This window comes from Pseudidiomarina sp., from assembly GCF_048268165.1.
Classification (GTDB): Bacteria; Pseudomonadota; Gammaproteobacteria; order Enterobacterales; family Alteromonadaceae; genus Pseudidiomarina.
Genome location: NZ_JBLWWA010000002.1, coordinates 81,996 through 94,175 on the forward strand (window position 1 = coordinate 81,996; position 12,180 = coordinate 94,175).

The 12,180-nt window shown below is 49.7% G+C and carries 16 protein-coding genes; 1 reads left to right on the forward strand and 15 read right to left on the reverse strand.

The genetic code is table 11. The features are described from left to right. Positions 1-5: 5 nt before the first annotated feature. The 13 genes from fliR to fliF are packed head-to-tail and all read right to left on the reverse strand — an operon-like array spanning position 6 to position 10,759. The gene (fliR, locus tag ACN0UY_RS07020) at positions 6-785 is read right to left on the reverse strand and encodes a flagellar biosynthetic protein FliR (RefSeq protein ID WP_417665993.1); all 780 of its coding nucleotides are present in this window, start codon (positions 783-785) and stop codon (positions 6-8) included. Between the two features lie 10 nt (positions 786-795). Continuing rightward, on the reverse strand, positions 796-1,065 hold the full coding sequence (gene fliQ, locus ACN0UY_RS07025; RefSeq protein ID WP_128352516.1) for a flagellar biosynthesis protein FliQ: 270 nt from the start codon (positions 1,063-1,065) through the stop codon (positions 796-798). A gap of 9 nt (positions 1,066-1,074) precedes the next feature. Continuing rightward, positions 1,075-1,821 carry a flagellar type III secretion system pore protein FliP gene (gene fliP, locus ACN0UY_RS07030; RefSeq protein WP_417665994.1) on the reverse strand — a complete coding sequence of 249 codons (747 nt, stop codon included), beginning with the start codon at positions 1,819-1,821 and terminating at the stop codon, positions 1,075-1,077. Next, entirely contained in the window at positions 1,822-2,187 is a 366-nt protein-coding gene (gene fliO, locus ACN0UY_RS07035) for a flagellar biosynthetic protein FliO (protein ID WP_417665995.1), read from the reverse strand. Next, entirely contained in the window at positions 2,184-2,588 is a 405-nt protein-coding gene (fliN, locus tag ACN0UY_RS07040) for a flagellar motor switch protein FliN (protein ID WP_417665996.1), read from the reverse strand. Before fliN ends, fliO begins: the two co-directional genes overlap by 4 nt. Continuing rightward, positions 2,578-3,696, reverse strand: coding sequence for a flagellar motor switch protein FliM (gene fliM / locus ACN0UY_RS07045; protein WP_417665997.1), 1,119 nt, complete (start codon positions 3,694-3,696; stop codon positions 2,578-2,580). Before fliM ends, fliN begins: the two co-directional genes overlap by 11 nt. A 30-nt stretch (positions 3,697-3,726) precedes the next feature. Further along, the gene (locus ACN0UY_RS07050; RefSeq protein WP_417665998.1) at positions 3,727-4,218 is read right to left on the reverse strand and encodes a flagellar basal body-associated FliL family protein; all 492 of its coding nucleotides are present in this window, start codon (positions 4,216-4,218) and stop codon (positions 3,727-3,729) included. A 45-nt stretch (positions 4,219-4,263) separates the two neighbouring features. Then, positions 4,264-5,466, reverse strand: coding sequence for a flagellar hook-length control protein FliK (locus ACN0UY_RS07055; protein ID WP_417665999.1), 1,203 nt, complete (start codon positions 5,464-5,466; stop codon positions 4,264-4,266). A gap of 11 nt (positions 5,467-5,477) precedes the next feature. Further along, on the reverse strand, positions 5,478-5,924 hold the full coding sequence (gene fliJ, locus ACN0UY_RS07060) for a flagellar export protein FliJ (protein WP_417666000.1): 447 nt from the start codon (positions 5,922-5,924) through the stop codon (positions 5,478-5,480). Further along, positions 5,921-7,291 carry a flagellar protein export ATPase FliI gene (gene fliI, locus ACN0UY_RS07065; protein WP_417666001.1) on the reverse strand — a complete coding sequence of 457 codons (1,371 nt, stop codon included), beginning with the start codon at positions 7,289-7,291 and terminating at the stop codon, positions 5,921-5,923. The genes fliJ and fliI overlap by 4 nt, the downstream gene beginning before the upstream one ends. Continuing rightward, positions 7,284-8,003, reverse strand: coding sequence for a flagellar assembly protein FliH (locus tag ACN0UY_RS07070; protein ID WP_417666002.1), 720 nt, complete (start codon positions 8,001-8,003; stop codon positions 7,284-7,286). Before ACN0UY_RS07070 ends, fliI begins: the two co-directional genes overlap by 8 nt. After that, positions 7,996-9,018, reverse strand: a complete 1,023-nt coding sequence (gene fliG / locus ACN0UY_RS07075; RefSeq protein ID WP_417666003.1) for a flagellar motor switch protein FliG — start codon at positions 9,016-9,018, stop codon at positions 7,996-7,998. Before fliG ends, ACN0UY_RS07070 begins: the two co-directional genes overlap by 8 nt. Further along, positions 9,005-10,759: a flagellar basal-body MS-ring/collar protein FliF gene (gene fliF, locus ACN0UY_RS07080; protein WP_417666004.1), complete on the reverse strand. Its 1,755-nt coding sequence runs from the start codon at positions 10,757-10,759 to the stop codon at positions 9,005-9,007. Before fliF ends, fliG begins: the two co-directional genes overlap by 14 nt. Before the next feature lie 225 nt (positions 10,760-10,984). Here fliF and fliE point away from each other — a divergent pair, with 225 nt between their 5' ends. After that, the gene (fliE, locus tag ACN0UY_RS07085; RefSeq protein ID WP_417666005.1) at positions 10,985-11,317 is read left to right on the forward strand and encodes a flagellar hook-basal body complex protein FliE; all 333 of its coding nucleotides are present in this window, start codon (positions 10,985-10,987) and stop codon (positions 11,315-11,317) included. A 21-nt stretch (positions 11,318-11,338) separates the two neighbouring features. Here the strand turns inward: fliE and ACN0UY_RS07090 are convergent, their stop codons facing one another. Continuing rightward, positions 11,339-11,686 (reverse strand): flagellar protein FlaG, encoded by a 348-nt coding sequence (locus ACN0UY_RS07090; RefSeq protein ID WP_164876822.1) that lies wholly within the window; start codon positions 11,684-11,686, stop codon positions 11,339-11,341. A gap of 88 nt (positions 11,687-11,774) precedes the next feature. Then, on the reverse strand, positions 11,775-12,125 hold the full coding sequence (locus tag ACN0UY_RS07095; protein WP_417666006.1) for a hypothetical protein: 351 nt from the start codon (positions 12,123-12,125) through the stop codon (positions 11,775-11,777). Positions 12,126-12,180: the final 55 nt, after the last annotated feature.

The window sequence follows — 12,180 nt, forward strand, 5'->3', positions numbered from 1 at the left end:
TCCCCTTAGAAGGCTCCAAGTACCTGTTCGACCATGTTAAGCGCCACACGAAATAAGCGCTGTAAAAACCCACCCAGCTCAGTTGTTAATACTGTCATTAAGACCAGCCCCAGGGTTAACGACATGGGGAAACCAACTGAAAACACAGTCAGTTGCGGCGCTGATCGATTCAAGATGCCTAGAGTAAGATTTACAATCAATAACGCGCCAAATACCGGTAGCGCCAGCAAAATTCCCGAACTAAACACCACCATACCAAATCGCGCAACTTGCTCAAACGCACCTGCGTTTAATCCGAGCGTGCCAATGGGTAAGAATTGAAACGACCGCGCAAGTATTTCCAACATGATGAGGTGTCCGTCAATGGCGACGAACATTAATATGGCAAAGGTATAAAACAGCCGCGACAAAATCATTGTGTTTGCGCCGCTGTCAGGCGAAAAGAAGGTAGCGAAGGCGAGACCCATTTGCAGGCCAATATACTCACCAGCGGCCTGTATGGCGGCAAAAACCACTTGTACCACCAAGCCTATAGTCACCCCAATAATCAGTTGCTCCACCATGATGCCGAAACTCGCCCACGAAAACAGCGGAATATCTGGTAGCGGCGGCAGTACGGGGCTGATGATAATCGTGAAAAGCAGGGCCAAACCAATTTTAACTTGATTGGGTACGCTTGAGTGGCTGAATACCGGCGCAATGAGTAGCAGCCCGGTGAAGCGGCAAAAGGGCCATAAGAATAAGCTAACCCATTCCTGAAGTTGCGCAAAAGTAACTGTTAACATGCGCGCCCCGTTATTGAATCATGGCGGGGATGTTGGTAAATAGCCGCGAGGTAAAATCGATAAGTAGCTGTAATAGATAGGGCCCTAATATGACCAATACCGCCAGCACGCCGAGTATTTTTGGAATAAAGCTAAGTGTCATTTCATTGATTTGGGTGGCCGCCTGAAACAGACTTATCAACAGACCCAGCAACAAGGCAGTAAGCAACAAAGGGCCTGCCAAATACAAGCTCAGCAGCATACCTTGGTAAGCAATGGACATGACTTGTTCTGGTGTCATCGCTTCTTCCTACACATAAAAACTTGCCGCAAGTGAACCGATGAGCAGCTGCCAACCGTCCACGAGCACAAAGAGCATGAGTTTAAACGGCAACGAAATGGTTGCTGGTGGAACCATCATCATACCTAGAGCCATGAGCACACTGGCAACAACCAAATCGATAATCAGAAATGGAATGAAAATAGTAAAACCAATTTGAAATGCTGTTTTTAGTTCGCTGGTGACAAATGACGGAACCAACACATGAAACGGCACGTCTTGCGGGCTTTCTAGGGGGCCAACATTGGCTAAGTTAGCGAATAACGCGAGATCAGGTTCGCGTGTTTGGGCCAGCATAAACTCGCGCAAAGGGCCTGAAGCTAACTCGAGAAATTGCGGGAAATCAATGCTGTCTTGGCTGAACGGCAGCCACGCAATGTCATATATCTGGTTAAATACAGGGGCCATAATAAAGAACGTTAAAAATAACGCGAGCCCCAATAATACTTGGTTAGGTGGGGCTGATTGCGTACCCATGGCCGTACGAAGCAAACCAAATACGATAATAATTCGAACAAAGCAGGTCATCATCAGGATAACCGCCGGTAAAAACGCCAGGCTGGTTAAAAATAGCAGTGTTTGCAGTGACAGCGACCATTGCTGACCGCCATCGTCTGTCGGGCTGGTGATAACGCCCGGAATGGTTTGCGCAAGCGCATCAAGCGGAATTAAAACTCCGGCAGTTATCAGTGCAAGAGCAAGTAGCCATACGCGCATTTATTTTGCTCCGTTCTGGCTTGAAGTGCCTTTTATCGCTTGTTGTAAACGTGCAGCAAACCCGCTCAGATGTTTCTCGGGTTGCTCTTGTGCAGGCAATTCGTGCAGTTTATTGACTTGCCCATTGGCAACGCCAAGTACTAACCATGTTTTGTTTACTTCAACGATAACCACCCGCTCGCGTTGGCCAACGGCCACGCCGCCAACCACGTTCAATAAGCTACTGCCACTTTGGGTGACACCCGCCATTTTTCGAAATAGCCACGCGCACAGTAAAATAATGCCGATAATCAGCAATAGAACTACGGTCACTTGGCCTAAAAGCGCAAGCCCGTTGCCAAGCTCTGCAGGTGCGGTATCGTTCATCGGTTTAACTTCTGTACCCGTTCTGAAGGGGTGACGATTTCGGTGATACGAATGCCATATTTATCGTCCAATACCACCACTTCACCTTGGGCAATCAGGTAGCCGTTAATCAGAATATCCATTGGCTCACCGGCCAAGCCGTCAAGTTCAACCACAGAGCCTTGTGCTAATTCCAGCAGCTGCTTGATTGTAATACGTGTGCGACCGAGCTCAACGCTAAGCTTTACTGGAATATCCATGATGATATCCAGCTCATTCATGGTGCTGGCGTCAACGGCACTATCGAGCGGCTTAAATACACTATTGGTGTTTTCGTCGGCAGCTGGGCTCATCTCTTCCTCAAGCGCGTCTGCCCAGGGGTCCTGTTCGTTATCTGGGTTCATGGTATCTTTATTCGTCATCGTGAGACTCCTTTGAGCGCATTGGGGTAAATACGCCACCTTTGCTTCGGGCACGCAAAATTGATTGCGGGAAGCGATGGTTTTCTAATAGCCGCTTCACTTTCAAAGCGCGATTCTTGTTTAAACTGCCGAATTCACATTCCATAATCGGCAATGAGTTAACGGTTGCGGTTACCGTGTCCGGTAAATCAATGGGAAGCACGTCGCCAGGTTTGAGCGACATCACTTGTGGAATGCGCAGCGGGATTTCGACAAAATCAGCAGTCAGTTCAATGCTTGACGCCTGCAGTTCATGGGTAATGCGCTGCCGCCAAGCTTTATCATTAGACGAGCCACCACCAATGTCTGCGCGCAAATTAGTGAGCTTGTCGCGCAGCGGTTCGACCATGGCGTAAGGCATGCAAATCTTAAAGTTACTGTCGAGGTTACCCACTTCTAAATGGAACGTCGTGGTAACTACAATTTCACTCGGTGAGCTGGTAATTGCAGCGAACTTAGGCTGCATTTCTGAGCGAACAAAAGTGATTTCTAGCGGGTGCACTGCGCGCCACGACTCTTGATAAGCATCAATGGCTAAGTTCAGTACGCGATTGATAATTCGCTGCTCGGTGCCGGTAAACTCCCGCGCTTCGTTACGCGTCATAAAGCGACCATCGCCACCAAATAAGTTTTCGACAATCATCGAGACCATCGCGTGTGGGAACACCACCAATGCACTTCCACGCAAGGGCTTCATTGAAATAATATTGAGATTACTGGGCGTTGGTGTGGCGTCAGCGAAATCGCTAAAACGCTGATAGCGCACCGACTCAACGGTAATATCTGCGTTGCGTCGCAATAAATTGAATAAGTTCATGCGAAACTGTCGGGCGAAGCGCTCGTTGATAACCTCTAAGGTATGTAAACGTTCACGAACAATCCGCGCTTGTGAACCTGGGTCAAACGGTTGTTGTTTCTTTTTGCGTTGTTTCGGCTGTTGCCCAAGTGCGTCAATGCCAATGTTATCAGCGGAGCTTGCTGCTGCTTCAGTAGCATCACCATCGTCATCAGCTACCCCAGCAAGTAGGGCATCGAGTTCTTCTTGTGACAGTTGATTTCCGTTACTCATGGCTTCTCAATTTTCAACTTAACCCGTTAATTACTGCACGATGAATTCGGTGAACAGTACGTCGTTAATAGCTATTTCTTCATCACCGTTATAAGGCGCGACAAGCGAGTCCATAATGCTTTTTGCCAGCACTTTTTTGCCTTCCGATTGCGTAATACCTTCGGCATTTTGCCCTGATAACAACACCAACAAACGGTTGCGTACCTGTGGCATGTTTTTAATTAAGGTTGCTTTCACCTTTTCGCTAGGCACTTCCAAGGTCAGGCCTGCGTAAAGTAAGCGCGGCCCAAATTGATCGCTTTGCAGGTTAACTGTAAACGGTGAAATGTTTACGAAAACCGGGTCTGTGGGTTCCTGCTCGATAGGCTGCGCACCCAAGGCTGTCGCAGCCGCTAAATTACGGGTTTCCCATAATAAATAAGTATTTAACCCAATCAAGGCAATAACTAACCCTAATAACGCCACTAAAACTGGCGGTGTCTTTCCTGCGTTGGCAGGCTGTGTATCGTTTTTACGCGCCATAATTTATCCTTTTTCGTTCATTCGCTTGCTGCTAACGGCCTCAGATTAAGCGTATGTGTCTACCTGACCGTTCAGGGGCGCGGCAGTATGCCGAGAATTCGACCCCATGTCAGTATTTTCGGCCGATTCTGAATTTTCTACAGCGCTATCTGCATTAATTTCGGAATTATTAGCGGTTTTTTGTTGGTTCATGGCCCATTGTTGAGCTTGCTGACGCTCTTGCTGTTGCGCGAATTGCTGCGCATTGTCGTTAACCTGAGAATCATCAAGTTGGATGCCCTGGTTGGCTAAGGCATCACGAAGTAGCGGCAATGCTTGTTCTAACGCGCCGCGAACTTGGTGGCTATGGGTTAAAATATTGAGCTTCGCGGTGTGTTCGTCCACGCGCAATTGCACCTGCAACGGGCCAAGTTCGGCCGGGTGCAAGCGCAGCGTCATTTCTTGTTGGTTGTGCACAACCATTTGCAACACGTTTTGCTGCAATTGGTTGGTCCAAGCCGTGCTGCCAACTTGTGCACTTAATGCTGCGGTTGGTGGCGCTTGGGTGGCCGTTGCTGCCGTGGTGTTCGGTGTGGCCACCGGAGCATCAATCATGACTATCTGCGTGGTCATTGACGTTGCTGTTAACGGCGCAGACGTGCGCGGTGTTTCAACCGGGGTAGTTTGGTCTAACTTGAGTTTCACCGTTTCAAATGTTGCTGGTGTTGGTTTTGCGGTTTGCTCGGGTAGCGCAGCTATAACCTGTTGCTGTTGAGCGTGCTGGTTGGTCCGGTTGCTATCAAGCTGAGCCGGCTGCGGTGCAGCCGGTGTTGCTGGCGCCGTTTGTTCATTTAGCGCCGACACTTTGGGTTGCGCAACCTTAACAAGGTTTTCGGTTGTAACAGTTTGCGAAAGCGCAGAGGCATTAGTCGTCATCGTCGCCGCTTGTGCCACAGTCGCCATCAGCGCCTGTTGTTCAGCCGTTGGTGTTGCATCTGCGGATAATTCGCGCAGTTGTTCAAGTTGGGTGACCAGTTGTTGAAGCGCTTCAGGGCTCAATTCATCAAGTTCTAAGGCTGGCTCCCCTGCGCCAGCTAAACGCTGTTCAAGCTGTTGCAGAGCACGTACTTGCGGGTCCAAACTCTGCGCACCATTTTGTGGATTTGCTTGCACAGCAGCAAACAGCGCCGCGAACCCTTGGGCTGGTGCGTTTTGTGGTGTTCCGGCAGCGGCAGGAGCTGTTGGTGTGAGGCCTTTTATCGTAACCATACTGTTCACCTTTATCGACTTGCGCGCTGGCGCATGTGCATGGCCAACGAAAGTTCGTCGGCAAGTTTTTGTTCACGCTTATTGATGACGCGTTGTGCAGCGGTTTGCTGGCGGCCATGGAGCGTTTCGTAAGATGCTAATTTGCGTTGTTTAGTCATCCATTGCTGTTGGCTGTGATCAACTTTGGTTTGCTGATCAACAAGGGCGTCTTGTGCTCGCGAAACAGCGTTATCTAGGCTTAATAAAAACTGTCGATAGTTGTTGAGTAAATGGCTCGCGATGCCCTGTTGCATATGCAATTGAAGCTGCTCAGCATAATCGTTTCGGTATTGCTGCAAGGTTTGCAGTTGCAGCGCAATTTTCTGTTTGTTTTGGCGATCTTCAGCTAATAATTGTGCCGCTTCAGTGCGCGCTTTTTCAGCCTGCTCGGTTAAATGGGCGAGTACGACGCTGTTCATGCTGCCCCTCCAACAAGTTCGGTTAGACGCTGCTGCGCATTGGTAATTGAAGCTTGTTCGAGCATCTGTTGTTGCAGGTAAGCTTCAACCTGTGGAAATTTCTGTACGGCTTGATCAAGCAGCGGATCGTGGCCTGGGCTGTAGGCGCCAACACTGATTAAGTCACGGTTACGTTGGTAAACCGAGAACAGTTTCTTCAACCGTTGCGCTTGTTGCTGTTGACTTAATGAGGTCACCGCCGGCATAACCCGACTAATCGAGGCCTCTACGTCAATAGCCGGATAATGACCGCTTTCTGCTAAATCACGCGACAGCACAATGTGACCATCGAGAATTGCGCGCGTCGCGTCGGCTATTGGATCTTGCTGGTCATCGCCTTCGGTGAGCACTGTATAGAATGCGGTGATGGAACCGCCACCGCGCAAACCGTTGCCAGTGCGTTCAACCAAGGCTGGGATTTTTGCAAAAACGCTTGGCGGATAACCCTTGGTTGCGGGGGGTTCACCAATGGCCAAAGCAATCTCTCGCTGCGCCATGGCAAAGCGAGTGAGTGAATCCATAATTAACAATACGTGTTTGCCCTTGTCGCGGAAATCTTCAGCCAGACGTGTGGCATACGAAGCGCCTTGCAGACGCTGCAGCGGTGACGAGTCGGCTGGCGCGGCAACCACCACTGAACGTGCCATACCTTGCTCGCCGAGAATGTGGTCGATAAACTCCTGAACCTCACGGCCACGCTCACCAATTAGACCAACCACAATCACGTCGGCTTTGGTGAAGCGCGCCATCATACCCAGCAGCACTGATTTACCAACGCCTGAACCGGCGAACAAGCCCATGCGCTGGCCGCGACCGACACTTAACAGGCCATTAATGGCACGAATACCAACATCAATCGAGGTATCGATGGGTGCGCGAAGCATTGGATTAATTGTTTTTGTGGCTAAATAACCGTACTCAGTTTGTTTTGACAATGGTTTGTTATCGAGCGGTCGGCCGCTGCCATCGAGTATCCGGCCCAGCAGTGTTTCACCTAATGGGAAGCGACGGCTGTCATGCGCGCCATCACTGAGCGGCATAACCCGCGCGCCCGGCACAAGTCCTTGCACCGCATCAAGCGGCATCAGGTAGGTGACGTCGCCAGCAAAACCAACCACCTCAGCTTCAACCAAAGCTTCACCATGTTGGGGTAATTCAATCACGCAACTGCTGCCAACGGGCAACTTTAAACCAACAGCTTCGAGCACCATGCCGGTGGCACGCACCAGGCGCCCGCACATATGCCACTGCGGCATTGTTTGCAGGCGTTGATCGACACGATGAAGTGTCGTTTGCCAAGACTCGAGTATGTGCTGGGCGTTAGCCATGACGTCCTCGCAATTGATGAATAATGCGTTGCCAGCGTGTTTCTATGGTGGCATCAAGCTCCCCATCGGCACTTACTAAGCGACAACCACCGCGTTCTAGTCGTTCATCGGCGCGTAGCTTCCAGCCAATAGCGGCAAGCTCTTGTTCTAAATGCTGCTGTGCCAGCTTTAAGTCGTCAGGGTGCAGCAACAACACGGGCTTATCATTGAGCATTGGGTCTTCGTGTAATATGGCGCGAATCAGTTCCAAAACTTGTTCTGGATTTGCCGCCAATGCTTCGCCTGCAAGCTGACGCCCTACCGTTAAAGCGAGTTGTAGCATGCTTTCCGCCATGTGTGTTTCGACGCCTTGCAAGGCTGTGTCGGCTTCTTTAATTAGGAGCCCAAGCGGAGCAATCGCACCCTTTGTTTGGTCGGTATATTCCGCCAAGCCTTGTTCGCGGCCTTCCTTTAACCCTTGTTCCAAACCTGTTTGGTAACCTTCTTTTTGCCCTTGTTGCAGGCCTTCTTGATAGGCTTGCTGACGTGCTTCTTCACGAATCTTCTGCAACTCACTATGGCGTTCAAATTGTTCTTGTTCGGCAGCTGTGGTTTGCTCGGACTTGCTGGATTTAGAACCTTTACTCAGTGGCTCCATGTCCCAGCTTTGCCAATCATCATTGCCATGGGCAGTTGCACGCGGCTTAGCAGGTTGCTCAAAAGGCTTAAACATAGGCATCGTCGCCACTGCTCAACACGATTTCGCCCGAATCGGCAAGGCGACGCACCACTTGCAGAATAGCTTTCTGTTCGCCTTCCACTTGTGAAACACGTATCGGCCCGCGGGTTTCCATTTCTTCGCGAATAAGTTGCGCAGCACGCTGTGACATGTTGCGTAAGAATTTCTCAACTAGCTGGTCATGCGCACCTTTGAGAGCCACCACCAATGATGTCGTTTCGATTTGACGCAGCAATACTTGAATGCTGCGGTCGTCCAATTCGAGTAAGTTTTCGAACAGGAACATTTCGTCGACAATTTTCTGTGCCAACTCGTCGTTGTAGGCACGAACATTCTCCAGCGCTGTGTCTTCTTGCCCTGCGCTAAGTAGGTTGAGGATTTCTGCGGCCGTGCGTACACCACCCATTTTGCTGCGTTTAAGTGATTGCCCGTCGAGCATACCGCCCAACACTTCGGTTAGCTCTTGCAGTGCTGCTGGCTGCACACCAGTGAACGTAGCGACACGCAACACCACATCATTACGCAAACGTTCGTCAAATAACTCGAGCACACCGGCGGCCTGCGCGCGATCAAGGTGGATAAGAATGGTTGCAATGATTTGAGGGTGTTCATCTCTGATCATTTCAGCAACTTCTGGCACATCCATCATGTTCAGCGCATCAATACCAATGCCGCCGACCTTGTGTTCCAGCACGTCTTCAATGAGTGTGTTGGCGCGGTCTGAACCCAAGGCTTTAGTTAGTACTGAGCGAACATAGTCGTCATACTTATCCAGCGACGGGGTATCGGCGAGGTCTTGGTGGAAATATTCCAGCACAGCTTTAATGTCTGCATGCGAAATATCACTGAGTTTGGTCATTTCTTTACTGATTTTCTGAATCTGATTGGGCGCAAAGTGTTTAAAAACCTCCGCCGCTGATTCTTCTTCAAGCATAAGTAGTAGCAACGCAGCGCGACGCAAACCGCTCAGCTCTTTAGCTGTTTTCTCGGTTGGGTTAGACGTGGTCATCTTCGTTCATCCAATTTTGTAAAATACGTGCTACCTGACGAGGGTTTGATTGCGCAACCTCTTTGGCTTTCGCCAGCGCCTGGGTATAACCTTTGTTCTGACGTTGCTGTGGCCAATGGAAGGACTCGCCTGAATCACTGCCTTCATCGTCATCCATAGAGTCATTTTCCGTGCGACGGCGGCGGGCTATTGGTAACTCATCCAAATCATCGTCATCACCAACAACGGCGCGTAGATTGCCATTTCGATTGGAGGTAGGCGTCGCATTTGCAGACGGATCATGCTGGGTAAAGCGCTTGAGTAACGGGCGTAGTAGCAACAGGTATAACAGTAAAATACCTAGACCAGCCAACACGTAGCGCACGCTATTCTGAGCCAGTTGTAGCATGGCCGGTTGTTGATACCATGCGATGTCATCAACAACAGCTGTATCTTGAATGAATGGGCTATTAACCACTTCAATTTCATCGCCGCGTTGTTCGGAGAACCCCATGGCTTGGCGCACCAAGCGGTTGATATAATCGAGTTCTTCAGGGCTGCGTGGCACCAGTTGCTCGATACCTTCTTCGTCAATGGTCGTGCGGTGGTTAACCACAACCGCTACCGACAAACGCTCAAGCTGGCCACGCTGGTGGTCAACATGCTCAATAAAGCGGTCAACTTCATAATTCACCACTTGGTCTTGCTGCACGGCGCGGTTGCCTTGCGCAGTTTCAGTAGCGGCTTCGTCGCCTTCAGTTGCTTCAATTGGCGACGGTTCAACGCCTGGCGGTGTGTTTGTAAGTGCGCCCGGTATGCCCATAGCACCATTGCCAGTACCCTGCAGATTCAGGTTGCGCTGAATACTACGAATTGCTGCGGAGTCAGGCGTTTGGTTAGGCGTGTAGCGCTCAGCTGTCGCTTCGCGCTTGGCAAAATCAATTTGCGCAACAACCTGCGCCTTCACGTTTTCGCGGCCTAATATTGGCAATAAGATGCTTTCGATGCGTTGCTGGTAAGAACGTTCGACTTGTTGAATGTAGTCCAACTTGGTACCACTCAACGCGTCTTCACCGTTTGTTTTCGACAGCAGCGCGCCGTATTGGTCAACAACGGTAACGTTGTCTGGAGCCAGCTCGGGTACGCTACTTGATACCATGTGAATAATTGCTTGCACTTGGCCTTCACCGAGCTTTCGGCCGGGTTGCAAGGTTAGAATGACGGAGGCTTTTGCAGGCTCTCGTTCACGCACAAATACAGAAGCTTTCGCCATAGCCAAGTGAACCCGAGCGGTTTGCACTGGGCCCAAAGACTCCATTGAGCTAGCAAGTTCGCCTTCCAATGCGCGCTGAAAGTTAACTTGTTCGGCAAACTGACTGATACCAAAGGCTTGGTTGTCCATTAACGCGAAACCGGCATTACCACCTTGTGGCAGGCCTTGCTCAGCCATTTGCAGCCGTAGTTTATGCACTTGGTCGCTGGCGACTAATATCGTTCCTGCCCCATTAAGTTGGTAAGGTATTTGCCGTGTATCAAGTTCATTAATGATGCGACCACCGTCGGCCTCACTTAAATTGCTATACAGTACCCGATATTCCGGAGCACTGGCCCATAGCACTAGCGCAAAGACCAAACCAATAAACGCCGCACCACCCACCAATAGCGGTACCAACCCACTTTGCTTGAGTTTTGTCAGCCACTGCGGCGCCGCTGGCTGCGCGTGCGTGCTGTTGTTTATCGGTTGTGCTTGCGTTGCGTCCATGAATTGTCTCGGCTGCTGTATCAGTCATTACCTAGCCTGCCTAAGCACTGTTGCGCTGAAAGCAGGGGGAATTATCTAGTGCACATTATGCCCACTGCAATGCAACTCAAAGGGACAATAAGCGCACTTTTTTATGCGCTTTTGATCGCTTCAGTTAACCTTGATGCTGTTAAATTTGGTGGCACTAAAAATCCCATTGAAGATTGTCAGAAGAAGGATAGGGTCATGAGCGTACCGGCCATACAAACCGCTTTGCAGCAAATGCAGGCGATGAAAGCAGAAGTGGCGGCACCTGCGACGCAGGTGAATTTAAATGTGCAGCCTGGCGTGCAAACGGGTGGTTTTGCCGGTGAATTAAAGAACTCGATTGATCGCATCAATGCACTGCAGCAAACCGCAGCAACGAATACCACGGCGTTTCAGTTGGGTGATCCAAACGTGTCGTTAAACCAGGTTATGGTCGACAAGCAAAAAGCAGGGCTTGCCTTTGAAATGGGTGTGCAAGTGCGTAATAAATTGGTAAGTGCTTATAAAGACATTATGAATATGCAAGTTTAATGGCTGCTCACAGAAGAGGCGTTATGCCTCTTCTCTTACGAGCAATCCTGACATGGTATGAAGATGTTCTGCAACACGGATGACTTCTTCAGTTGGAATTTGACGAATAACTTCTCCGGATTCCTGACTGACAATTTTCACTACGATTTTCCCTGCCTCATCGTGCAATTCAAAGTGAATGCCGTAGTTGTTCATTACTTCGTTGATTTGCTGCACGGGTTTAATCAGCTCATCACGTTTTAATTCGCGTTGAACTTCGCTTTGGCGAACGGCGGGAAGCTGTTGTAACACACGGTCTAAGCGCTGGCGTTCTGCCGCGGCATGGGTTACGGGCCAGTTTGTAGTCGCTTCATTGATAGGCGAGGCCATAGAGTATCTCCAAAATAGACGAAACAATTTTCGCTTCATTCAAGTTATCGGCAGCTACTGTACAAACTTTAGGCGCGTTTAAGGTGCGTTATAATTGTGACGCGAATTCACTGACTTTTTTATATAAATTGCCAACAGCGTTAAGCGCAACTTGCTCACTATCATCCAGATCAAGCAGGGTGTTTTCGGGGCGTTTACCTGCAGGTTGTAAGATGTCTGCATAACGATTTAATAGATGCTCAAGGTTCATTTGAATCATCATCAATTCAAGCTGGAATTCTTGTTGTAAAACTTCATAGCGGCTGCGTTGCGATGCATCTTTGCTGTTCGCAATAATTGCGCGAAGCTTGGTGTCGAGAATAAATTCGACAGTTTTTAATTTTGGGATAACGTCGTTAATGAGGTTTTCTGACGATATCCGTGAGCCTGTAGCGTTCATAAATCGTGCTCTTGCGGACGGTTGGTAGAAACAAAACAGGCCCCCGAGGGAGCCT